The organism is Fictibacillus sp. 7GRE50, assembly GCF_015903875.1.
GTDB classification, from domain to species: Bacteria; Bacillota; Bacilli; order Bacillales; family Fictibacillaceae; genus Fictibacillus; species Fictibacillus phosphorivorans.
This window is the reverse complement of the sequence record NZ_JACZDW010000003.1, coordinates 319,305-344,058: the sequence shown is the minus strand read 5'-3', so window position 1 is coordinate 344,058 and position 24,754 is coordinate 319,305. Positions and strand designations below refer to the sequence as shown.

The 24,754-nt window shown below is 40.1% G+C and carries 22 protein-coding genes; all 22 read left to right on the top strand.

Annotated features, from left to right (window positions below; translation table 11 throughout):
- The first annotated feature begins 81 nt into the window (after positions 1-81).
- The 22 genes from IHV12_RS12930 (at position 82) to tdh (ending at position 24,750) form a co-directional block, all read left to right on the top strand.
- Complete coding sequence (locus IHV12_RS12930) at positions 82-825, top strand: ClpP family protease (RefSeq protein WP_197127766.1); 744 nt, start codon at positions 82-84, stop codon at positions 823-825.
- Positions 822-1,031, top strand: a complete 210-nt coding sequence (locus tag IHV12_RS12925; RefSeq protein ID WP_197191128.1) for a YlzJ-like family protein — start codon at positions 822-824, stop codon at positions 1,029-1,031. Before IHV12_RS12930 ends, IHV12_RS12925 begins: the two co-directional genes overlap by 4 nt.
- 119 nt (positions 1,032-1,150) lie before the next feature.
- Entirely contained in the window at positions 1,151-3,511 is a 2,361-nt protein-coding gene (locus IHV12_RS12920) for a DNA translocase FtsK (protein WP_197191127.1), read from the top strand.
- A gap of 196 nt (positions 3,512-3,707) precedes the next feature.
- Complete coding sequence (locus tag IHV12_RS12915; protein WP_197127769.1) at positions 3,708-4,433, top strand: GntR family transcriptional regulator; 726 nt, start codon at positions 3,708-3,710, stop codon at positions 4,431-4,433.
- 90 nt (positions 4,434-4,523) lie between these two features.
- Complete coding sequence (locus IHV12_RS12910) at positions 4,524-5,591, top strand: BMP family lipoprotein (protein WP_305069354.1); 1,068 nt, start codon at positions 4,524-4,526, stop codon at positions 5,589-5,591.
- A gap of 82 nt (positions 5,592-5,673) precedes the next feature.
- Positions 5,674-7,200, top strand: coding sequence for an ABC transporter ATP-binding protein (locus IHV12_RS12905; protein WP_197191126.1), 1,527 nt, complete (start codon positions 5,674-5,676; stop codon positions 7,198-7,200).
- Positions 7,190-8,242, top strand: a complete 1,053-nt coding sequence (locus IHV12_RS12900; RefSeq protein WP_197191125.1) for an ABC transporter permease — start codon at positions 7,190-7,192, stop codon at positions 8,240-8,242. The genes IHV12_RS12905 and IHV12_RS12900 overlap by 11 nt, the downstream gene beginning before the upstream one ends.
- Positions 8,242-9,204: an ABC transporter permease gene (locus tag IHV12_RS12895; protein ID WP_197191124.1), complete on the top strand. Its 963-nt coding sequence runs from the start codon at positions 8,242-8,244 to the stop codon at positions 9,202-9,204. The genes IHV12_RS12900 and IHV12_RS12895 overlap by 1 nt, the downstream gene beginning before the upstream one ends.
- 113 nt (positions 9,205-9,317) lie before the next feature.
- Positions 9,318-10,622, top strand: a complete 1,305-nt coding sequence (gene yfmF / locus IHV12_RS12890; RefSeq protein WP_197191123.1) for an EF-P 5-aminopentanol modification-associated protein YfmF — start codon at positions 9,318-9,320, stop codon at positions 10,620-10,622.
- On the top strand, positions 10,603-11,892 hold the full coding sequence (gene yfmH, locus IHV12_RS12885; RefSeq protein WP_197127774.1) for an EF-P 5-aminopentanol modification-associated protein YfmH: 1,290 nt from the start codon (positions 10,603-10,605) through the stop codon (positions 11,890-11,892). The genes yfmF and yfmH overlap by 20 nt, the downstream gene beginning before the upstream one ends.
- A 60-nt stretch (positions 11,893-11,952) precedes the next feature.
- Complete coding sequence (gene ymfI, locus IHV12_RS12880; RefSeq protein WP_197191122.1) at positions 11,953-12,678, top strand: elongation factor P 5-aminopentanone reductase; 726 nt, start codon at positions 11,953-11,955, stop codon at positions 12,676-12,678.
- 69 nt (positions 12,679-12,747) lie between these two features.
- Positions 12,748-13,005, top strand: a complete 258-nt coding sequence (locus IHV12_RS12875) for a DUF3243 domain-containing protein (RefSeq protein WP_066393818.1) — start codon at positions 12,748-12,750, stop codon at positions 13,003-13,005.
- Positions 13,006-13,139: 134 nt separating this feature from the next.
- The gene (locus tag IHV12_RS12870; RefSeq protein ID WP_066393823.1) at positions 13,140-13,916 is read left to right on the top strand and encodes a DUF3388 domain-containing protein; all 777 of its coding nucleotides are present in this window, start codon (positions 13,140-13,142) and stop codon (positions 13,914-13,916) included.
- Positions 13,917-13,934: 18 nt separating this feature from the next.
- Positions 13,935-14,804, top strand: a complete 870-nt coding sequence (locus IHV12_RS12865) for a helix-turn-helix domain-containing protein (protein ID WP_197191121.1) — start codon at positions 13,935-13,937, stop codon at positions 14,802-14,804.
- A gap of 42 nt (positions 14,805-14,846) precedes the next feature.
- Positions 14,847-15,425 carry a CDP-diacylglycerol--glycerol-3-phosphate 3-phosphatidyltransferase gene (gene pgsA / locus IHV12_RS12860; RefSeq protein WP_066393829.1) on the top strand — a complete coding sequence of 193 codons (579 nt, stop codon included), beginning with the start codon at positions 14,847-14,849 and terminating at the stop codon, positions 15,423-15,425.
- Positions 15,426-15,579: 154 nt separating this feature from the next.
- On the top strand, positions 15,580-16,821 hold the full coding sequence (locus tag IHV12_RS12855) for a competence/damage-inducible protein A (RefSeq protein WP_197191120.1): 1,242 nt from the start codon (positions 15,580-15,582) through the stop codon (positions 16,819-16,821).
- A 126-nt stretch (positions 16,822-16,947) separates the two neighbouring features.
- Positions 16,948-17,994, top strand: a complete 1,047-nt coding sequence (recA, locus tag IHV12_RS12850; protein WP_197127777.1) for a recombinase RecA — start codon at positions 16,948-16,950, stop codon at positions 17,992-17,994.
- Between the two features lie 404 nt (positions 17,995-18,398).
- Positions 18,399-19,964 (top strand): ribonuclease Y, encoded by a 1,566-nt coding sequence (rny, locus tag IHV12_RS12845; protein WP_197127778.1) that lies wholly within the window; start codon positions 18,399-18,401, stop codon positions 19,962-19,964.
- A 340-nt stretch (positions 19,965-20,304) separates the two neighbouring features.
- A complete protein-coding gene (gene spoVS / locus IHV12_RS12840) occupies positions 20,305-20,565 on the top strand; it encodes a stage V sporulation protein SpoVS (protein WP_010193268.1) in 261 nt (86 codons plus the stop codon).
- A gap of 355 nt (positions 20,566-20,920) precedes the next feature.
- Positions 20,921-22,663, top strand: a complete 1,743-nt coding sequence (locus IHV12_RS12835; protein WP_197127779.1) for a 2-oxoacid:acceptor oxidoreductase subunit alpha — start codon at positions 20,921-20,923, stop codon at positions 22,661-22,663.
- A gap of 1 nt (position 22,664) precedes the next feature.
- On the top strand, positions 22,665-23,531 hold the full coding sequence (locus IHV12_RS12830; protein WP_197191119.1) for a 2-oxoacid:ferredoxin oxidoreductase subunit beta: 867 nt from the start codon (positions 22,665-22,667) through the stop codon (positions 23,529-23,531).
- A 190-nt stretch (positions 23,532-23,721) separates the two neighbouring features.
- A complete protein-coding gene (tdh, locus tag IHV12_RS12825) occupies positions 23,722-24,750 on the top strand; it encodes an L-threonine 3-dehydrogenase (protein ID WP_231620735.1) in 1,029 nt (342 codons plus the stop codon).
- Positions 24,751-24,754: the final 4 nt, after the last annotated feature.

Genomic DNA, 24,754 nt, shown 5'->3' with positions numbered 1-24,754 from the left:
AAGCGGGTTTTTATTTTTTTCTCATATGAATGGAAATTACGCCCATACTAAGAAGAACCTAACTTAGAAGGGGTATGAATTATGGATCAGACACCAGAAACAGAAGCACCACAAACAGATGCACCATCAAAGAAAGATGAAAGCTCAGGACTTATTCAGAAGATACAGTCGCTAGGACAGACGAACGTTCCCACAATGGAAGGCTCAAGCATACATTGTTTGACGATTGTAGGTCAGATCGAAGGACATATGCAGCTTCCTCCTAACAACAAAGCGACCAAATACGAACATTTGATTCCGCAATTAGTAGCCATTGAACAGAATCATAAGATCGAAGGGCTACTTGTAATCTTGAACACAGTTGGTGGAGATGTGGAAGCTGGCCTTGCTATTTCTGAGATGATCGCTTCTCTTTCAAAGCCTAGTGTATCCCTCGTATTAGGAGGAGGACATTCCATAGGAGTTCCAATAGCGGTAAGCGCTAATTACTCGTTCATCGCACCAACGGCTACCATGACGATCCATCCAGTTCGATTAACAGGTCTGGTCATTGGGGTACCGCAAACGTTTGAGTATTTAGATAAGATGCAGGACCGTGTGATCTCATTCGTAACGAGCCATTCAGATATCACGGAAGAGCGATTTAAAGAACTGATGTTTTCTAAAGGGAACCTGACACGAGATATCGGTACGAATGTCATTGGAACAGATGCGGTGAGTGATGGACTCATAAACGCAGTAGGCGGAGTGGGTCAAGCGATCAAGAAGTTGAATGAGTTGATCGAAGCGAACAAAAAAGAAGAGGATAAAGGGTTGCCGCAATGATCTGGTATACGATGCAGCCTTTTGAATTGATGTTTCCGGAAGAAGGAAACGAACCGTCGGCGCAGAATGTAATACTTTATAATGATGTCCCTGTCCTCGTAGAACGTATCGGTGATGAGAAAAGAATCGTTCAAATCATGAGCACAGATCCTTCTCATTTTTTACTAGAAGACTGTCAACCTGGAATGGTGCTGCGAAATTTTTAAAAAAGTCATCTAAGAATTATGCTATACTATCTTAAAGCAGCCTTCTGATTTGCAGGGCTGCTTTTCTTTCTATTTTTGTTCATACATACATAATATTGCATGCTAGTGAGGTGAAAAAAATGGCAAAAAACAAAAAAAAGAAAGCTAAAAATAAAGGCAGATGGAAAGAGCAGCTGACGTTTGAGATTGCAGGACTCACCATCCTCGCATTATCATCTCTAGCACTTGCTAAGATGGGTAATGTAGGCATGGCATTTGTTCATCTACTGCGATTCTTTAGTGGAGAATGGTACGGTATACTTCTGCTTGCTTGTATATTATTATCTTTTTATTTGATATGGAAAAGAAGCTGGCCGGTCTTAGTATCCAAAAAATTAACAGGTGTGTATATACTCTTTTTCTCATTTCTAGTATTGAGCCACCTAACCTTGTTTGAACATTTAACAAACGGTGGGGAATGGAAAGACGCTTCTGTTATAAGAAACACTTGGGATCTGTATTGGATGCAGCTTCAAGGGGAAACCTCAACCAACGATATTGGCGGGGGACTTGTAGGAGCTATCGGTTTTGCTCTATTTTATTTTTTGTTTGGAGCTGGAGGAACAAAGCTTGTCATCTTCTTTTTAATAATAGGGAGCCTTTTGTTGATCTCGGGTAAATCGTTATCCGTTCTTCTTCAGAAACTAGTCGATACATCCAGTTCAGCAACTTCTAAAATGAAAGAATACATACAAGAAAAGAAAACGTCACTTGCTGAAGAAAGAACAAAAAAAATAAAAGAAAAGAAAAATTTAACGCCGGCAACTGTAGATGATGAAGAAGATACAGAAGAGATCATCATCTCTGAAGATCCAGTAATTGAAGATTTTACAAAAAGGGTTCAACAAACAGAGAGCGGCGTTCAGTTGAAATTTGCTCCTCAGGTGTACGGTGAGAATGAAGAAAAAGAAGATGTAAAGGATGCTAGAGGGTCTGAAGATGAGCCGACACCTTCACCTTTACCTGTTAATTTTGGTGATGAAGTAATCCAGAACGAACATTATCAGCTTCCGACGATGAAACATCTTAGAACGCCTCAAAATAGTGGTCAGCACAAAGACAAGCAATATGCTGCAAGCAAGAGCAACGCGAAGAAACTTGAAAAAACGTTTGAAAGCTTTGGGGTAAAAGCAAAAGTTCTTAAAGTTCACCTGGGACCGGCCGTTACAAAGTATGAAGTGTACCCAGATGTAGGTGTTAAAGTAAGTAAGATTGTAAATTTATCAGATGACTTGGCTCTTGCATTAGCAGCTAAAGATATACGGATCGAAGCACCGATACCAGGAAAATCAGCTGTTGGAATCGAGGTGCCCAATCAGGAGATCTCGATGGTAACATTAAGAGAAGTGCTGGAGGCACCACAATTCTCTGGACAACAATCACCACTCGCTATCGGTCTAGGAAGAGATATCTCAGGTGAACCGATCATCGCAGATCTTTCTAAGATGCCTCACTTACTTGTGGCAGGAGCAACCGGAAGCGGTAAAAGTGTGTGTGTAAACGGCATTATTACGAGTATTCTAATGAGAGCTAAACCACACGAAGTGAAAATGATGATGATTGATCCAAAGATGGTGGAATTAAATATGTATAACGGGATACCACATCTCTTGGCGCCAGTCGTCACTGAACCGAAGAAGGCAGCTCAAGCATTAAAAAGAGTGGTCTCTGAGATGGAGCGTAGGTATGAGCTATTTTCCCATAGCGGTACACGAAACATCGAAGGTTACAATGAATCGATAAGAAAACAAAATGCTAAAGGTGATGCAAAACAGCCTTTTTTACCTTATATCGTAGTTATAGTTGATGAACTAGCTGATTTGATGATGGTTGCTTCAGGTGACGTAGAGGATGCGATCACTCGTCTTGCTCAGATGGCTCGAGCAGCAGGGATTCACTTAATTATTGCGACACAGCGTCCGTCTGTTGATGTAATAACAGGTGTTATTAAAGCGAACATTCCGTCACGAATTGCGTTTAGTGTTTCTTCACAAACTGACTCTAGAACGATACTTGATATGGGAGGGGCAGAGAAGCTTTTAGGAAGAGGAGATATGTTGTTCTTCCCTTCAGGAGCATCAAAACCCGTTCGCGTTCAAGGGGCGTTTCTATCAGATGAAGAAGTAGAAGCGATTGTAGATCACTGTGTGACACAGCAAAGAGCTCAATACCAAGCAGAGATGATTCCTACTGAAGAAGCAGAACCTGCGGTCATGGAGTCTGAAGATGACCTGTTTGGTGACGCTGTAAGATTAGTCGTTGATATGCAGACAGCTTCAGTTTCTATGCTTCAAAGAAGATTTCGCATCGGTTATTCAAGGGCGGCAAGATTAATCGACTCGATGGAATCGAAAGGAATCGTAGGACCCTATGAGGGATCCAAACCTCGTGAAGTGCTGATATCTGCTATGCCGGACGAAAAAGAAGCTTCTAGTTCATAGGTCATAGGAAAACGGGCTCATACGGGCTCGTTTTCCTTTTCTGTTGGAATTTAATTCAATTTATGTAAAATCCAAAGAATACCTATTAAAAATTTGTAAAAATAGTATTTATTTATAGAAATAAAAATGGTATAGTAATGTCGATTCTACTAATAATTTGTCATACGTCGAACAACTTAGTTAAGGTGGTTTTGGAATGTCAATAAAGGCTGACCATCGCTTGTTATATATAAAAGTGATTGAAAAGTTAAAAAAAGATATTGAAGAAGGTATTTATAAAGAAGGAGAAAAACTTCCTTCTGAGTTTGAACTATCAAAACAGCTTGGAATCTCAAGAGCTACACTGCGTGAGGCGCTTCGTATTTTAGAAGATGAAAACGTACTCATTCGAAAACATGGTGTGGGTACTTTTGTAAGAACTCGTGCTTTGTTCTCATCTGGCATTGAAGAACTTTACAGTGTGACCGATATGATAGAAAGAGGCGGCAAACGTGCTGGGACTATTTTCCTAAAGTCGCAGATGACTGACGTTACAGAAGAACTGCTTAGCAAGTTTAACGATTCATTGCCTGAAGGACTCATGATGATGGAGCGTGTCCGTACGGCAGATGGTGAACCAGTCGTTTTTTGTATAGATCATATGCCAGCACACCTTTTCCCTGCAAAAGGATTGCACGATTATGAATCATTCTTAGAGATGTTGGAAAAAGAAACGGGTAGACGTGTTATGTATGCGGTAACAAACATTGAACCAATCGGATATCACGAAAGAGTTTCTGAAATATTGGAAAGCGATGAACGCGTTCCACTCCTCATCTTAAAACAAATGCATTACGATCAATTTGATGAACCTGTACTCTATTCTTGCAACTATTTTAGATCTGATAAGTTTTTGTTCTCTGTTTTAAGAAAGCGCTTATAGTTAAAGTCTTTTTTAGGGGGTGATCGGTACTTTATTTTGCAGCATTGGTTTTAGTCATTAAAATGAAAACACTTACAGGGGGAAAATGACTTGAAAAAGAAATTAGGATTAATGGTAACTGCAATGTTAACTGCCGGTACGATTCTTGCCGGATGTGGATCTTCTGATGACGGGAAGTCTTCTGGCGGAGGAGAGAAAAAAGACTTTAAAGTAGCGATGGTAACAGACACTGGCGGTGTAGACGATAAGTCTTTCAACCAGTCAGCTTGGGAAGGTCTAACAAAGTTTGGTAAAGATAATAGTTTAGAAGAGAGCAAAGGATACAAGTACTTGCAATCTACTGCACAAAGTGATTACAAGCCGAACCTAAACTCACTTATTCGTCAAAAATACGATGTAGTTTTTGGAATCGGTTTCTTGATGGGAACTGATGTAGAAACAGTAGCAAAACAACAGCCTGATGCAAAACTTGCAATCGTTGATATGGTTGTTAAAGGTGATAACGTAGCGAATATTACTTTCTCTGAACATGAAGGTTCGTTCTTAGTAGGTCTAGTTGCTGGTATGCAATCTAAATCGAACAAAGTAGGATTCGTTGGTGGTGTTAACAGTGAACTGATCAAGAAGTTTGAAAATGGATTTAAAGCGGGAGTTCTAACAGCGAACCCTAAAGCTGAAGTTCTTGTTCAATATGCAGAAGACTTCAACAAAGCTGAAAAAGGACAACAGATCGCGAACACGTTCTATCAACAAGGTGCTGATGTAATCTATCATGCTGCTGGTGGAACAGGTATGGGTGTGTTCACTGAAGCGAAGAATCGTAAGAAAAACGGTGAAGATGTTTGGGTAATCGGAGTTGACCGTGACCAACACGAAGAAGGTATGCCTGAGAACGTAACACTTACTTCAATGGTAAAACGTGTAGACCAAGCAGTTTACGAAGTTTCTGAACAAGCGATGAACGGTAAGTTCCCAGGTGGGAAAATCGTAGAATTCGGTCTTAAAGAAGATGGAGTAGGTATCGCTCCAACTCAAGAGAACGTTGAAGAGAAATCACTTCAATCTGTAGAAGATTTCAAAAAGAAAATCATCGCTGGCGAAGTGAAAGTTCCTAAGACAGACGCTGAATTTGAAGAGTTCAAGAAGAACTTAAAATAATTCAAGTGAAACAAGTTAAATAATTGGCCAGGACTTGGCATAAGCCAAGTCCTTCCTTATGCAATAAGGGGGGAGCAAGAATATGGAATATGTAATCGATATGCGCAACATCCGAAAAGAATTCCCTGGAATCGTCGCGAATGATAACATCACGCTTCAAGTAAAAAAAGGGGAGATCCATGCATTACTAGGAGAGAATGGTGCAGGAAAATCAACGTTAATGAATGTTTTGTTCGGTCTTTACGAACCTGAACAAGGGGAGATCTTCGTAAAAGGAAATAAAGTGGTGAACAATGATCCGAATATTGCCAACTCGCTTGGTATTGGGATGGTTCATCAGCACTTTATGCTCGTTGATAAGTTTACTGTTACCGAAAATATCATTCTTGGAAAAGAACCTACTAAAGGCGGAAGAGTAGATTTACAAACAGCTGCAAAAGAAGTACAAGCTCTTTCAGATCAATATGGACTTCGTGTAGATCCTAACGCAAAGATTGAAAATATCTCAGTTGGTATGCAGCAACGTGTAGAAATTTTGAAAACGCTTTATAGAGGAGCGGATATTCTCATTTTTGATGAGCCGACTGCCGTGTTAACTCCTCAAGAAATCGTAGAACTTATTCAGATCATGAAAAAGCTTGTTAATGAAGGCAAGTCTATCATCCTTATCACTCATAAATTAAAAGAGATCATGGAAGTTTGTGACCGCTGTACGGTTATAAGAAGAGGGAGAGGCGTTGGTACGGTAGACGTTAGCGATTCTAACCCTGATTCTTTAGCAGCGATGATGGTTGGTCGTGAAGTAAACTTTAAAGTTGAAAAAAATGATGCTGTTCCTAAAGAGGCTGTATTGAAGATTAAAGATCTTGTCGTTCAGGATAGCAGAAAAGTGCCTGCGGTTAACGGACTGAACTTGACTGTTCATGCTGGGGAGATTGTTGGAATCGCTGGCGTTGACGGAAACGGACAATCTGAACTATTAGAAGCAATCACAGGTCTTCATAAAGTTCACGAAGGATCTATACATCTGCGTGATAAAGAGATTACGAATAAGTCTCCTCGAAATGTTACAGAGAACGGTCTGAGTCATATTCCGCAAGATAGGCATAAACATGGGCTTGTATTGGACTTTTCAGTAGGAGAGAACATGGTACTCCAAACGTATTATCAAAAGCCATATTCTAAGTCTGGAATTTTAAACTTTAAACCGATTTTTGATAAAGCGAAAAAGTTGATCGAAGAATACGATGTTCGTACACCTGATGCTTATACGCCAGCACGTGCACTATCCGGTGGAAATCAGCAAAAAGCGATTATCGCTAGAGAAGTTGACCGTGATCCGGACTTTTTGATCGCCGCTCAGCCAACTCGCGGTCTTGATGTTGGGGCGATTGAATTCATTCATTCCAAGCTGATCGAACAAAGGGATAATGGAAAAGCGGTTCTGCTTGTTTCTTTTGAGTTGGAAGAGATCATCAACGTGAGTGACCGAATCGCAGTGATGTATGAAGGAAAGATCGTTGCGATCGTAAATCCGAAAGAAACAACAGAACAAGAACTGGGTCTACTGATGGCTGGAGGAAAGAGAGGTACCGTTCATGCAGAATAATACAAAAAAAATAAAATTTATAGTGCCTCTTATTTCTGTATTTCTAGGTCTATTGATTGGTGGCATCATCATGCTGATCAGCGGATATAAGCCGATTGAAGCTTATGTAGCGCTTTTTCAAGGTATTTTTGGTGGATCATATTATATAGGTGAAACAATTAGGCAGATGTCACCTCTTATCTTGTCAGGACTTGCTGTTGCATTTGCGTTTAGAACCGGATTATTTAATATCGGAGTAGAAGGACAGCTTTTAGTCGGTTGGTTAGCTGCTGTTTATGTAGGGATTTTTGTTGATGCCCCAGCGATCATTCATATTCCTCTCGCTGTACTTGCTGCAGGTGTTGCCGGTGCATTATGGGGATCTGTTCCTGGTATTTTAAAAGCGCGCTTTAAAGTTCATGAGGTTATTACAACGATTATGATGAACTATATCGCACTTTATAGCACAAATGAAATCATCCGTAATTTTATGCTTGCTCCGGGTGAGCGAACGGAGAACGTAAAAGAATCTGCTTCTCTTGCTTCACCGTTTTTACAAAGTATTACTGAATATTCGACATTGCATTTTGGAATCATTGTAGCAATCGTTGCAGCAGTAATCATGTGGTTCTTATTATGGAGAACAACATTAGGTTATGAACTACGTGCTGTAGGTTTCAATCAACATGCATCTCAGTACGCTGGAATCAACGTTTCGAAAAACATCGTTCTATCCATGGCGATTTCAGGAGCATTCGCAGGGATTGCAGGAAGTATGGAAGGATTGGGTACGTATCAATACATGACGATCAATGCTGGATTTACCGGTGTAGGATTTGATGGGATCGCCGTTGCACTTTTAGGTGCGAACAGTGCGATCGGTGTTATTTTAGGTGCTGCACTATTCGGCGGACTAAAGATTGGTGCCCTGAACATGCAAGCTATTGCAGGTGTTCCAACTGAACTTGTAGGTGTTGTAATTGCTCTAATCATCTTCTTTGTAGCGTGCAGCTATCTTGTTCATTGGTTGATGAACCGTGTGAACAGAGGAGGTAAGATCTGATGAGTTTTATGGATATTCTAGCACTAATCATACCTGCTGCAATCGTGTCTGCTGCTCCTTTAATCTTTACCGCTCTAGGTGGCGTTTTTAGTGAAAGGTCTGGAGTTGTAAATATCGGATTAGAAGGTCTCATGCTTTTTGGTGCTTTTACAGGAGCCGTAACGATCTATTACGGAGAACAGTTCGGATTAGCTGGTGCAGCACCATGGGTCAGTTTTGTTGTAGCTATGATCGTAGGAGCACTATTTGCATCTATTCATGCCGTTGCAAGTATCTCGTTAAAAGCGGACCAAGTTGTTAGTGGAGTTGCAATCAACTTCTTGGCAGCGGGACTCGCAATCTTCTTAACGAAAAAAATCTTTAATGCAGGACAAACACCTGTTATTTCTGAACGTATCTCAAAAAGTGACATTCCGTTCTTATCAGATATTCCGATAATCGGTAAACTATTTTTCTCAAATGCCTATCTGACTTCTTATCTAGCGGTATTTGTAGCCTTAATCGTGTGGTATGTTCTTTACAAAACCCCATTTGGTCTTCGCCTTCGTTCAGTAGGTGAACACCCGATGGCTGCAGATACGATGGGAATCAATGTTAAAAAGATGCGTTATGTCGGAGTTCTGTTAAGTGGTGCTCTAGCTGGTCTAGGTGGAGCTGTTTATGTAGCTTCTATCTCAGGTAACTTCACGCACTCTACGATCACAGGACAAGGCTTCATGGCTCTAGCTGCTATGATCTTTGGTAAATGGCATCCACTTGGAGCTTTAGGAGCTGCTTTATTCTTCGGACTAGCACAAGCGATCAGCATCTCTGGAGCACAGATTCCAGGTCTTCAAGATATTCCAAAAGTATTTCTGCTGATCGCACCATACGTTCTTACGATATTAGCTTTAGCTGGACTAGTAGGACGTGCGGATGCGCCGAAAGCTCTTGGTACACCTTACGAAAAAGGAAAAAGGTAACAAAAAAGTCCGCCATTCGGTGGACTTTTTTTGTTTTACAAGGAGGAATGTCATGTCAGGTATCGAAAATGGGTAAACTAGGATGTAGACATAATGAAAGGGGTACTTATTCAATGGGAATTGTTAATCATAAAAAAACCAATCTCCACGGCATGACTGTACATACGATCGAAACAAAAAAGTATAAGACCACATCGTTCATACTTCAGGTAAAAGAACCGATCAACGAAAAGAATGTAACAAAGCGAGCTCTGCTTGCTTATGTTTTACAGAGCGGAACGAAGGATTTTCCTTCTTCAAAAGAGCTGAGAAGTGCTTTGGATGATCTTTATGGAGCTACATTGAATGCTGATCTTTCTAAAAAAGGTGAGAATCAAGTGATCAGTATTCGGATGGAGGTAGCGAACGAGAAATTTTTATCCAATTCAGAACCTGTTCTAGATAAAGCCTTCCATCTATTATCTCAAGTTCTTCTAGCCCCACCTTTAGAAGGTGATGTGTTTAAAGAGGGAATTGTAAAAAAAGAAAAACGCAGTCTGAAACAACAGATCGAATCGATCTATGATGACAAGATGCGTTATGCAAATAAACGACTGTTAGAAGAGATGTATGACACAGAGCCATACCGGTTAAATGTGTATGGAAACGGTGATGAAGTGGATTCGATAACATCAAAAGAGCTGTATGATTATTATCAAGAAGTGATTAGAAACGATAAGATCGATCTTTATGTGATCGGTGATATTTCAACAGATGAGATGGTTGAGAAGGTTAGTAAGCATTTTCGTTTTTCGAAAGATAGAAAAGAAGATGAGACTAAAGCTGTGAATGCTAGAGATGAAAAAAGAATCTCTGAAGTTAAAGAAATCTTTGAAGAACAGGATGTGCAACAAGGAAAACTGCACATGGGTTATCGCACGTATACCACTTATGCAGATGATGATTATTTCGCTCTACAAGTGTTTAACGGTATTTTCGGAGGTTTTTCTCATTCCAAGTTGTTCATGAACGTTCGTGAAAAAGAAAGTTTGGCTTATTATGCAGCTTCTCGGTTCGAGAGCCATAAAGGAGCTGTTTTTGTAATGAGCGGAATTGAGACTGCCAATTACGAAAAAGCTGTAAAAATCATTAAAGAACAACATGAAGAAATGAAAAAGGGTAATATCACGGACTCTGAATTTGAACAGACGAAAGCGATGATCAACAACCAAGTGTTAGAGACGATCGACCATCCGATCGGTCTATCGGAAGTACTATATCATAATGTTGTTGCAGGGACAGATCGCTCCATCGAAGAGTGGATGGAAGGAATAAAGAGAGTAACAAAAGACGATGTGGTTGCAGTAGCAAAAAAAGTAACACTTGATACGATTTTCTTCTTGAAGGGAGCTGGCACGAATGGGAATGAAAACGTTTGATCAATTAGATGAAACGCTACACTATGAAGAACTGCCGAACGGGTTAAAGGTATATGTTTTAGAAAAGAAGGGCTTTAATAAGACTTATGCTACGTTTACGACTCATTACGGATCTGTGGATAATCACTTTAAACCATTAGGTAAAGATGAAAATGTCAAAGTTCCTGATGGAATCGCACATTTTCTGGAGCACAAACTTTTTGAAAAAGAGCATGGAGATGTTTTTCAAGATTTTAGTAAACAAGGTGCATCTGCCAACGCGTTCACGACATTTAACAGAACCGCTTATCTGTTTTCGACAACCGGTGATGTGAAGAAGAACTTAACCACTTTGATCGACTTCGTACAAGAACCATATTTTACAGAAAAGACGGTCGAGAAAGAAAAAGGAATCATCGGTCAAGAGATCAGAATGTACGATGATAACCCGGATTGGCGCGTTTATTTTGGCCTGATTGAAAATATGTATCACCATCATCCGGTCAAGATCGATATCGCTGGAACAGAAAAATCCATCGCTAAGATTACAAAAGATGATCTATATGAATGTTATGAGACGTTTTATCACCCTAGCAACATGATTCTTTTTATCGTAGGGCCAATAGATGCTAAAGAAATTTTAAATTTCGTTAAAGACAATCAATCACAAAAATCGTTTAAGGAAAAAGAACACATCGAAAGATTTTTTGATGAGGAGCCACAAACGGTCGCAAAATCAAAGAAAGTCATCGAGATGACGGTGCAGACGCCGAAATGCTATATGGGTTATAAAGAAGCTACTCCTAATCGCCAAGGAAAAGAGTTGATGAAACATGAACTAAGTGTCAACCTTCTTCTAGAAATGATGTTCGGGAAAAGCTCGCCAAATTATGAAACATTGTATGAAGAAGGATTGATCGACCAGACGTTCTCTTTTGATTACACAGAAGAGAATGGATTTGGATTCAGCATGCTCGGAGGAGATACTCGGTCTCCAGATGGATTTGTTGAAAGAATCTCTGGGATGGTTGAAGCCTTTAAACAACAGTCGATCGATGAAGGTTCATTTAATCGTGCTCGTAAAAAGAAGATCGGTGCTTTTTTAAGATCATTGAACTCACCGGAGTTTATTGCAAATCAGTTCACTCGCTATGCGTTTAATGAAATGGACCTTTTTGATGTGATTCCGGTTTTCGAATCACTTACAGTTCCCGATGTTGAAGAAGTCTTACAGAATCACTTTAAAAAAGAAGCGATGACCGTTTGCCAAGTTCAAAAAAAGAAGTCATAATAAATGAAAAAAACATCCTGCTGAGGTAGGGTGTTTTTTTAGAGCAATGAGGGATTAACATTGAAAAATGCGCTTGTCACAGGAGCATCCGGAGCAATCGGGAGCGAGATCAGCCATATGTTGGCATCAAATGGTTGTGGATTATACCTTCACTACAACACCAATCTAAGTGTAGCAGAAAAGCTGCAGAAAGAATTAAAGGATAAATACGGAGTACCTGTCTTTATCGTGTCTGCTGACCTGTCTAAAGCAGAAGGACCAAAAGCATTGTTGAATCAAATTCAAGAGCCCATCGATGTGTTCGTTTTTAATTGTGGTTCTGCTCAATTTGGTCTACTCACTGATTTTACTGAACAATCCATAACAGAGACGATGCAGTTGCACCTTTTAAGTGCGATCTCACTAACAAAAGCCATTGTTCCTAACATGATTCAGAAAAAATCAGGAAAGATCGTCATGATCTCTTCTGTTTGGGGAGAAGTAGGTGCTGCGTGTGAAACTGTATACTCTGCTGCAAAAGGCGGGTTGAATACGTTTGTTAAAGCACTGTCAAAAGAATTAGCTCCTAGTCACATTCAAGTGAATGGTGTTTCTCCTGGGGTGATCTCGACGCCAATGATGGATCAGTTTTCAGACGAGGAGAAGCGTATGTTAACTGAGGACATACCTGCTGGACGTTTTGGAGAACCACGTGAAGTTGCTCATGCTGTTGAATTTTTATTGAGCGAAAAGGCAGACTATATCTCGGGTCACATCCTTTCTATAAACGGATCGTGGTTTACTTAAAAAAACATGTATAAAAAGAGTGAAACTAAGAGATATTAATGCTGTATCAACCTTGAAGGAGGAGACAGCATGTCTGTATTAGACAACTTTGGTCAATGGAAAGATTTCTTGGCAGAGCGTTTAAATCACGCGGAACACGAAGGTATGAACCACGATACGATCTCGAACTTAGCAACGGAGATCGGTGGATACTTAGCGAACCACGTTGAACCAAAAAACGAGGAAGAAAAAGTTCTTGCCGATCTTTGGAAAGTGGCTGATGAAAACGAAAGACACGCCATCGCTAACATGATGGTAAAGCTAGTTCAAAACGACGGTAGCCGCTAAATGGTGAAGGATGTTAAGAATTTTTTCTTAACATCCTTTTATTTTGCTTTCATAATAAATTGAAATCATTTATTATTAGAAACAAGAATAGATGTAGAATTTTGTTTCATTTTGAAAGAATAAGGAGATGAATTATGGGAGAGCAAGAATGGTATTTAGAGTATGAGATACATAAAAACCGGCCGGGTCTCCTAGGGGATATATCTTCCTTATTAGGTATGCTTGGAATTAACATCGTCACGATTAACGGTGTTGATAACGAGCGACGTGGAATGCTTCTGATCATTGATAACGAAGAAAAGATTAACCGGCTTCAATCGATCTTAGATTCAATGGATAACATTACAGTAACCAAGTTTCGAAAACCGAAGCTTCGCGATCGTCTCGCTGTAAGACACGGCAGATATATTGAACGCGACGCTGACGATAAGAAAACGTTTCGTTTTATTAGAGATGAACTTGGTATATTAGTTGACTTTTTAGCTGAATTATATAAAGTTGAAGGACATAAATTAATCGGCGTTAGAGGCATGCCGCGTGTGGGGAAAACTGAGAGTATCGTTGCATCCAGTGTTTGTGCGAATAAACGTTGGGTCTTTATTTCATCTACGTTATTGCGTCAGACCGTTAGGAGCATGCTAGCGGATGATGAATACGATTCTGACCACGTTTTTATTATTGATGGTGCAGTCTCAGCACGTAATATGAATGATAAGCATTGGCAGCTCATACGAGAGATCATGAGGCTTCCTGCAGCGAAAGTTGTGGAACATCCTGATCTTTTTGTTCAGCAAACGGAATATACACTTGATGATTTTGACTACATTATCGAGCTAAAAAGTCATCGTGATGAAGAAATTACATATGAAGCTCTGAAACAAGATCAAACAGGATTCGGAAATTTAGAATGACGTAAGTAGGTGGGAAGGTTGACAGAACTCGGTAAGTTATTAAAAGAAAAACGTGAAGAAAAAGGAATGTCACTCGAAGAACTTCAAACAGCGACAAAGATACAAAAACGATATCTGGTAGCGATTGAAGAAGGAAAGTATGAAGTACTTCCTGGATCGTTTTATGCTCGAGCGTTTATTAAAAATTATTGTGAAGCTGTAGGTTTGCATTATGAGACCATCTTTGATGAATATTCTCATGAGATTCCAAAATCGGCAAAAGAACCGACAACAGAGTTCGAACCCCGTTCAAAAAGAGAGAGATCGGGAGTATCAGAAGACCATTCACTTTTAAAGAGATTGATTCCAATCATACTTATTGGAATCTTAATCGTGGTTGTTCTCTTTGTCGTTTGGAAGCTTCTTCCTGATGGGAATGATCAAGCTAAAAGCGGGAATGATGCGCCAGGTGTTTTATTAGATGCAGATGAAAACAAACCACAGAAAAAAGAAGAAACAAAAAAAGACAAAGAAGATGATTCTACTGAAGAAAAAGATTCTGAAGTTCCAAAAGAAGAAGTGAAACAACAAACCTTAACAAAGCTTGAAACGATTGGAAAAGTAACGACTTATGATCTGAAAGATACGGATAAACTCGTTGTAGAGCTTAGCGCAAATGGTCCTAGTTACGTAGGTATTCAAGATGAGACGAAGAAAAGCTATTTCGATAACCAGATGAAAAAGGGTCAAACAGAAACTTTTGATCTATCTTCTGCAAAAGAGGTAACACTAAATATTGGCGCGTCTCATGTAACATCTATTAAGATCAATGGGGAAGCATTCACATATCCTGTCCCTGCTACTGATCTGATCCATCAAAAAATCGTGATTCGTAAGGCTCAACAATAGTTATAACAAAATTGATTTTGACCGTATTTTGGAGGAATTTCATTGAACTTACCTAATAAGATTACCATTTCTAGAATTTTTTTAATTCCACTCTTTATGATCGTTCTTTTAGGCGATTTTGATTGGGGAGTCTGGAAAATTGCTGGTGAAGAATTGCCTGTCACTCATTTTGTTGCTGCGCTGATCTTTATCTTTGCATCCAGCACCGATTGGGTTGACGGCTATTATGCACGAAAATATAATCTCGTTACGAATTTGGGGAAATTCTTGGACCCACTAGCAGACAAGCTACTCGTTTCGGCTGCACTTGTAGGATTAGTTGAACTTGGAGCTGCACCTGCATGGATGGTTATCGTTATCCTTAGCCGAGAGTTTGCTGTTACAGGCATCCGTGCTGTTGCTTCAGCAGAAGGCGAGGTCATTGCAGCAGGACAGATGGGCAAGCTGAAGATGTGGATTCAAATTATTGCGATCTCCGCGTTGTTGCTTCATAATCTTCCATTTGCATGGATCGGATTACCATTTGCAACGATCAGTCTTTGGGCAGCAACACTCATTACCTTATATTCTGGCTGGGAGTATTTCGTGAACAGCAAACATATTCTATTAAAATCAAAGTAATCCAGAATGAAGAAAAAACAGGAGCAGATAACTCCTGTTTTTTTATTAGCCGTAGTAGAAATTGCAGAAAACATGAAGAAAAGATAGAGAATCTTAGAATAGTTAAAGTTGAATGATGTGATATCAGAGAATACAATCAGGGAGCGTGTATGAGTTGAACGCAGAAATCATAGCAGTTGGCAGTGAACTTTTATTAGGACAGATCGCAAACACGAATGCTCAATTTATTTCAAAAAAACTGGCTGACATCGGAGTGAACGTCTTTTATCACTCAGTAGCGGGTGATAATCAAAACCGTCTCTCATCTGTCATTCAAACAGCTAGGACAAGATCCGATCTGATCATCTTTACTGGAGGTCTTGGACCAACAAAAGACGATCTTACTAAAGAAACAATCGCAAAACTGTTTCAGAAGGAATTGGTTCATGACGAAGCTGCGTTAGAGTATATAACCAATTATTTTGTTCAAACCAACCGAGAGATGACACCTAACAATAAGAAGCAAGCCCTCATAATAGAAGGATCTGTCGTCTTGCCAAACGATAACGGTATGGCGCCTGGAATGGCGTTTACTCATGGTAACAACACGTGTATACTCCTACCTGGACCACCTAGTGAGATGAGACCGATGTTTAACAACTATGTTATTCCTTATCTTTATTCTAAGATGGATGTACAGACTAAGTTTCATTCGCGGGTATTAAAGTTTTTTGGTATTGGAGAATCGGTCTTAGAAACGAAGCTTCAAGATTTGATTGAAAAACAAAGCAATCCTACTATTGCGCCGTTAGCATCTGAACATGAAGTTACGATTCGGCTAACTGCAGCTCACCCTTCAGAAACTGAGGCGAAGAGACTGCTAGATGAAGTAGAACAAGAAATATTAAGTCGTACAGGTTCCTATTTTTATGGATATAACGATGAAACGCTAGAGAGTCAAACTTTCGACCTTCTTCTAAATAATCAGCTGACGATCGCTTCGGCAGAGAGTTTGACTGGAGGGCAATTCAGCAAGATCATCACTGATTTTCCTGGTGCTTCTGCCGTTTATCAGGGAGGAGTCGTTGTTTATTCAAACGCATTAAAACAATCGATGCTTAAAGTACCTCATAACTTGATCACAGATCATGGTGTTGTTAGCTCAGAATGTGCAGAGTGGATGGCAGAGGAGATTAGAAAGCAGTCAAAGACTGACATCGGCATCAGCTTTACTGGTGTTGCGGGTCCTGATGGACAAGAAGACAAGCCTGCAGGAACAGTCTTCATCGGAATTTCAATTGGGGATCAAACCTATTCATATTCATTAAAACTTGCAGGATCAAGAAAAGGGATTCGTGAAAGAGCAGTAAAGCATGGATTTCGCTATTTAAATCAATTGGTCAAAGAAGGACAATAAAAAAATCGAATAAATGTTCGCAAAATGATTGGCAAATGAACTAAAAAGAGATATGATAGAGAAGTAGCAAGTAACAGAATTAATGAAACAAAAATACATGTAAAATGAATTTGAGGAGTGAATTGAATGAGCGATAGAAAAGCAGCTTTAGATATGGCTCTACGCCAAATTGAAAAGCAGTTCGGTAAAGGTTCTATTATGAAACTGGGTGAACAAACCGAACAGCGAATTTCAACAGTATCCAGTGGATCGATCACTTTGGACATCGCACTTGGAATCGGTGGATATCCTCGCGGAAGAATTATCGAAGTTTACGGTCCTGAATCATCAGGTAAAACAACTGTTGCCCTTCATGCCATCGCAGAAGTTCAACGTAATGGTGGACAAGCTGCATTTATTGATGCAGAGCATGCGCTTGATCCTGAATATGCACAAAAGCTAGGCGTGAATATCGATGAGCTCTTGTTGTCTCAGCCGGATACAGGTGAACAAGCACTAGAGATCGCTGAAGCTCTTGTAAGAAGTGGAGCAGTAGATATTTTAATTATTGACTCCGTTGCTGCCCTTGTTCCTAAAGCTGAGATTGAAGGGGAAATGGGAGATTCTCATGTTGGTCTTCAAGCTCGTCTTATGTCCCAAGCACTTCGTAAACTTTCGGGTGCCATTAATAAATCGAAAACCATCGCAGTGTTTATCAACCAAATTCGTGAAAAAGTTGGCGTTATGTTCGGAAACCCTGAAACGACACCAGGGGGAAGAGCGCTTAAATTCTACTCATCCGTTCGTTTAGAAGTACGTCGTGCTGAACAGTTGAAACAAGGTCAGGATGTTGTTGGTAATAAAACAAAGATTAAAGTTGTAAAAAATAAAGTTGCTCCTCCGTTTAGAACGGCTGAAGTGGATATTATGTACGGAGAAGGAATTTCATATCAAGGTGAGATTCTCGATATCGGTTCGGACATTGATATCGTTCAAAAGAGTGGTGCTTGGTATTCTTACGAAGGCGAACGTTTAGGTCAAGGACGTGAGAACTCTAAGCAATTCCTTAAAGAAAACCCTGAGATTGCATCAGCAATCGTTGCAGAGATCCGCAACTATTATCAGCTAGAAGGCAAAGCAACAGCTGAAGTAGAAGCTCCTTCAGCAGAAGAAGAGTTTGAGTTAACAGAATAGTCAAGAGTGAAGACTGGTCAAGTGCGACCGGTCTTTTTTCTTTAACCGGATCATTTTTAAAAGAATGGTTGCTTAAAACGATATATTTTCATAGCCAAGTGAAGAGCAAAAGTTGGAGATGGAGGTGAACTCCTTTTCGAGTGTAACAATATAACCAAAGCAATAATAGCGAATATTGCAGGCAAAATATGCTCCTTGCTATTTTTAAGTCAACCAATTATTATAGAAGATTGACTCTCTTGACAAGCCTTTGGCACACCTATAAAATGAAGATATATTTTGATTTCTTATGAAATTAAAAGATATGTATAGAATTTGTACGACATGAATGGTGCACAGCACATGTAAGACGATTGACGCCAAAAATGCAGTATGAAAAGCAGAAAGCAAGAGGAGGTGGGAATATGCCAAGTTTAGCAGTATTCATCTCCAGTTTGCTTGTCTCACTAGGTGTCGGTGCTATTGTCGGATATCTTGTTAGGAAATCAATTGCTGAAGCGAAGATTTCAAGCGCAGAACGAGCAGCTGCGCAAATTGTTGAAGATGCAAAGCGCGATGCTGACGCCAGCAAGAAAGAAGCGCTGTTAGAAGCAAAAGATGAAATCCATAAGCTACGTACCGAAGCTGAACGCGAAATTCGCGAACGTCGAAACGAGCTTCAAAAACAAGAACATCGATTGGTTCAAAAAGAAGAGATCCTAGACAGAAAAAGTGAAACTCTTGACAAAAAAGAGGAATCTTTAGAGCGACGTGAGGAGTCTCTCACCAAAAAACAGCGACAAATTGAAGAGATTGAAAGCAAAGTGGAGGAATTGCTGAAAGAACAACAGCGAGAGCTTGAGCGCATTTCCAGCATTACCAGGGATGAAGCCCGCCAAATTATCATGACGGAAACTGAGAACGAGATGACACATGAGTTGGCGATGATGGTAAAAGAGATGGAAAACCGTGCAAAAGAAGAAGCGGACAAGAAAGCAAAAGAAATTCTTTCCCTAGCTATCCAACGCTGTGCAGCCGATCACGTAGCAGAAACTACAGTTTCTGTAGTAAACCTTCCTAACGATGAAATGAAGGGAAGAATTATTGGACGTGAAGGGCGAAACATCAGGACGTTAGAAACGTTAACTGGAATTGACTTAATTATTGATGATACTCCAGAAGCCGTTATTCTGTCTGGATTTGATCCGATCCGCCGTGAAATTGCACGGATGGCTTTGGACAAGCTTGTACAGGATGGAAGAATTCACCCTGCACGAATTGAAGAGATGGTTGAAAAATCACGTCGAGAAGTGGATGAGTATATCCGCGAAGTAGGAGAGCAGACAACGTTCGAAGTTGGTGTTCACGGACTTCATCCTGATTTGATTAAAATTCTTGGTCGTTTGAAGTATCGTACAAGTTACGGTCAAAACGTACTAAAACATTCAACTGAAGTGGCTTACTTAGCTGGATTAATGGCAGCTGAAGTAGGAGAAGACGTTCATCTTGCAAGACGAGCTGGTTTGCTTCATGACATTGGTAAGGCGATTGATCATGAAGTTGAAGGCAGTCACGTTGACATTGGTGTGGAACTTGCTACGAAGTACAAGGAACACCCAGTAGTCATCAACAGCATTGCGTCTCATCACGGAGACACTGAAGCAACTTCGATCATAGCTACTCTAGTTGCAGCAGCAGATGCACTTTCTGCAGCAAGACCAGGAGCACGCCGTGAAACACTTGAAACGTATATACGCAGACTTGAAAAGTTAGAAGAGATTTCAGAATCATTTGATGGTGTTGAAAAATCTTTTGCGATACAAGCAGGCCGTGAGATACGTATCATGGTTAAACCGGATCTGATCGATGATGTAGCATCATACCGACTAGCACGTGATATTACGAAAAAGATTGAAAGTGAACTGGATTATCCAGGACACATTAAAGTTACAGTCATTCGTGAGACTCGAGCAGTTGAATACGCAAAATAAACAAACAAAGCGGTGGGAGATCAATCCCATCGCTTTTTTATATGAAGAAATTTCGTAACTAGTAGAAGGTGTGGAATTTGAGCAGGAGTAAACCGAAGTTCGCTCACATAAAAAGCTGTATACGAATACAGTGAATCGCAGTTTTTTTCCGAAAAAACCACATTATGGTTTGAAAGAAGTTTGTTAAGGGTACTAGAATACCGGGGTTTATTCATAGGGCAGCTGCTTTAACAAAACAACAAAATAGAGAGAGTAAGCACAATTTTGTTTCGGCAGGAATACAAGCCTTAATCAATGAATATAGTAGAACAGGTATCTATCCTGAAGGAGGTTCAAAACAATGGAAATATTAAAAGTTTCAGCAAAATCCAACCCCAACTCTGTAGCTGGTGCACTTGCTGGTGTTCTCCGGGAACGTGGAGGCGCTGAAATTCAGGCAATCGGAGCAGGTGCATTAAACCAAGCTGTTAAAGCAGTAGCTATCGCACGAGGGTTCGTAGCACCGAGCGGAGTTGACCTCATTTGTATTCCAGCATTTACCGATATCTTAATCGATGGGGAAGAAAGAACGGCCATTAAATTAATTGTTGAACCGCGCTAATTAAAGTGAAACCTGCTTGCTCGTTCGATAGAGCAAGCAGGTTTTTAGTTTTGTAGACTTATTTTCATTTTGTAAGGGATGCCGAGAATCGTAGAAGGAAATGCGGAAACAAATCTAGAATTTATACAGAACAGCATCTTAATTAAAGCGTTTTCATCTATTTACTTTTTTTGTAATAGTTTGAATTATACTAGGCGAATACTTGCATTTTTATGAAGTTAAGTCTAGAATTGTAGACGTTTAGTACATAATTTAAGTAAACGTGATAATGCGCGTTCAACACAACATGAAACCATACTAAATCAAACTATTGATTGAAAAAATTAACGTTTGGGTTACTGAAAGGGTGGAGTACATGATTGATCAACTTTCTTGGAAAGTTGGCGGACAGCAAGGTGAAGGAATTGATAGTACAGGTGAAATTTTTGCGATGGCACTCAACCGCCAAGGCTACTATCTGTATAGCTATCGACACTTTTCTTCCAGAATTAAAGGCGGTCATACCAACAATAAAATTCGTGTAAGCACGAGTGAAACCCGTTCGATCTCTGATGATCTTGATATTTTAATAGCATTCGATCAAGAAACAATTGATGTGAATGTACATGAGCTTCGCGATGGAGGAGTTGTGATTGGAGATTCAAAATTCAATCCTACTGTTCCTGAGGACCTTAATGTTAGATTATATGCTGTACCATTTACAGAGATTGCAAGTGAACTTGGCACATCTCTAATGAAAAACATGGTAGCGATCGGAGCGACGAGCGCTGTTTTAGGTCTTCCTGTAGAAAGCTATTTAGAAGTTGTAGAAGAGATTTTTGCTCGTAAAGGAGCAAAAGTAGTAGAAAAGAATATGGAAGCTATCCAAAAAGGCGCTGATCGTTTCAATGAATTATCTGGTGGCCAGATCGATGGTTTTCAATTAAATAAAGCGGATGGCAAGAAGAGAATGTTCATGATCGGAAACGATGCGATTGCTCTAGGATTCGTTGCAGGAGGCGTACGGTTCATGTCCGCTTATCCGATCACACCGGCATCTGAGATCATGGAATACCTGATTAAAAAACTGCCTGAGTTTGGCGGGACTGTCATTCAAACAGAAGATGAGATTGCCGCTTGTACGATGGCGATCGGAGCGAACTATGCAGGTGTTCGTACGATTACATCATCAGCAGGACCAGGTCTATCATTAATGATGGAAGCGTTAGGTCTATCTGGAATGACAGAAGTTCCTTTAGTTGTCGTAGATACACAGCGTGGAGGTCCATCAACAGGACTGCCTACAAAACAAGAACAATCTGATTTGATGGCGATGATCTATGGTACTCATGGTGAGATTCCAAAAGTGGTTATGGCACCAAGTACGGTTGAAGAAGCCTTCTATGATGCTGTTGAGGCGTTAAATATTGCAGAAGAATATCAGATTCCTGTTATCTTACTGACAGATCTTCAACTTTCTCTAGGGAAGCAATCGGTAGAACCGTTAGATTATAGCCGCGTAGAGATTCGTCGCGGTAAGCTTGATCCGAAAGAAGAGCTACCTGATACGGATGATAAAGATGGGTACTTTAAGCGCTATGAAGTAACAGAAGACGGTATTTCTCCTCGTGTAATACCAGGTATGAAGAATGGTATCCACCATGTAACAGGTGTTGAGCATGATGAGACAGGAAAGCCTTCTGAAGTAGCAGCTAACCGTCAAAAGCAGATGGATAAACGTTTACGTAAACTTCAAAATCTGCGTTTTAACGTTCCGGTTGTTAAGCAGGCCCCTCATGAAGAAGCAGATATCCTTTTAGTCGGGTTCAATTCAACAAGAGGAGTTATTGAAGAAGCGATCCCTCGTTTAGAAGCAGATGGATTAAAAGTCAATCATGCTCATATTCGTTTGATTCATCCGTTCCCTGCCGATGAGATGAGATCAATGATCGACAAAGCAAAGAACGTAATTGTAGTCGAGAACAATGCGACAGGACAGCTGGCGAACATTTTAAAGATGAATGTTGGACAGCATGAGAAGATTAAAAACTTGTTAAAATATGATGGGAATCCTTTCTTGCCATCAGAAGTTGTCATGAAATGCAAGGAGCTGGTTTAATATGGCTACATTTAAAGATTTTCGTAACAGCATCAAACCGAACTGGTGTCCAGGATGTGGAGATTTTTCTGTACAGGCGGCTATTCAAAGAGCAGCTGCAAATGTAGGTTTAGAACCAGATAATCTAGCTGTAGTATCAGGAATCGGCTGTTCAGGACGTATTTCAGGGTATATTAAGTCTTATGGTTTCCATGGAATCCATGGCCGTTCGTTGCCGATCGCACAAGGTGTTAAGATGGCAAACCGTGATCTGACTGTAATTGCTTCAGGTGGAGATGGAGATGGGTTCGCGATCGGAATGGGTCATACCGTACATGCGATCAGAAGAAACATCGATATTACCTATATTGTTATGGACAACCAGATTTATGGTTTAACAAAAGGACAAACATCACCTCGATCTGATGTTGGTTTTAAAACGAAGAGTACGCCAGAAGGATCTGTAGAGTCAGCGATTGGCGTTATGGAACTTGCTTTAACGGCTGGTGCTACGTTTGTGGCTCAAAGTTTCTCAACAGACTTAAAAGAGTTAACTTCGATTATCGAAGCTGGGATCAATCATAAAGGGTTCTCGTTGATCAATGTATTCTCTCCATGTGTTACTTACAATAAAGTAAACACATATGATTGGTTTAAAGAGCATCTCGTATCCTTAGGCACGATCGAAGACTATGATTCTTCAAACCGTATGATGGCTATGCAGACATTGATGGAAAACAAAGGTCTTGTAAAAGGGATCATCTATCAAGACAAGGTAAAGCCTTCATACCAAGATCTGGCTCATGGATACAGTAAGGAAGCACTTGCGAAGGTAGACTTGAATTTACCTGAGGAAAAGTTCAATCAATTGATGTCAGAATTCATGTAAGACCGAGCCCTTCTCCTAAAATTAGGAGAGGGGCTTTTTCTAAATAAAAAAATTTCCGCAATTTTTTTTGGTATCTGCGATTGTCCACGTGAAATGGACACTGCTCTTTACCTTGTTGTTCAATCCATGTACAATTATTATGGATATGATATTTAAGGTTTTAGTGAGGGGTGTTTCTGTGCAAGGAAAAATGAAAGCAATTGTTAAGCATCATGCGGGTTATGGAGCTAGATTAGAAACAGTAGATATTCCTGAAATCAACGAGAGTGAAGTATTAATCAAAGTTAAAGCGACTTCAATCTGTGGAACAGATGTCCATATTTACACATGGGATGAGTGGTCACAGAGTCGTGTGAAGACGCCATATGTATTTGGACATGAGTTTTCAGGGGTTGTTGAAAAAGTTGGAAGCGCTGTTACTAATGTATCTGTTGGAGATCATGTATCAGCTGAAACACATATAGTCTGTCATTCTTGTCCACAATGTTTAAAAGGACAGTTTCACATCTGTAAGAACACGAAGATCATCGGTGTCGATACGCATGGGTGTTTTGCAGAGTATGTAGCAATGCCATCTGAGAACATCTGGAAAAACGATCCTAAGATGCCGTTTGAACATGGATCGATTCAAGAGCCGATGGGAAATGCTGTTCATACTGTTTTAGCTGGTGATGTTGCTGGAAAAACAGTGGCTGTCATCGGATGCGGACCGATCGGTGTCATGGCGGTTAACGTTGCTAAAGCGGCAGGTGCAAGCCAGGTGATCGCTATCGATCTGAATGATTATCGTCTAGATCTTGCTAAAAAGATAGGTGCGACAGAAGTGATCAATCCAAAATCGATCGACCCTGTTGAAAGAGTAATGGAACTAACAGATGGTAATGGTGTGGATGTTGTTTGTGAGATGAGCGGTCATCCTGTTGCGATCGACCAAGGGTTTAAAATGATCACAAACGGCGGTCGTGTTTCTATTTTAAGTCTGCCTGTTAAACCTGTTGAGATCGATCTAACAAACGATGTTGTGTTTAAAGGAGTTACCGTACAAGGGATCACAGGAAGAAAAATGTATGAAACATGGCAACAAGTCTCAGGACTTTTACAGTCAGGAAGCATGCACCCAGAAGCAATCATTACTCATACACTTCCACTTGAAAAGTTTGAAGAAGGCTTTGATTTAATGATAAAGGGGAATTGCGGGAAAGTAGTACTTATTCCTTAAAATC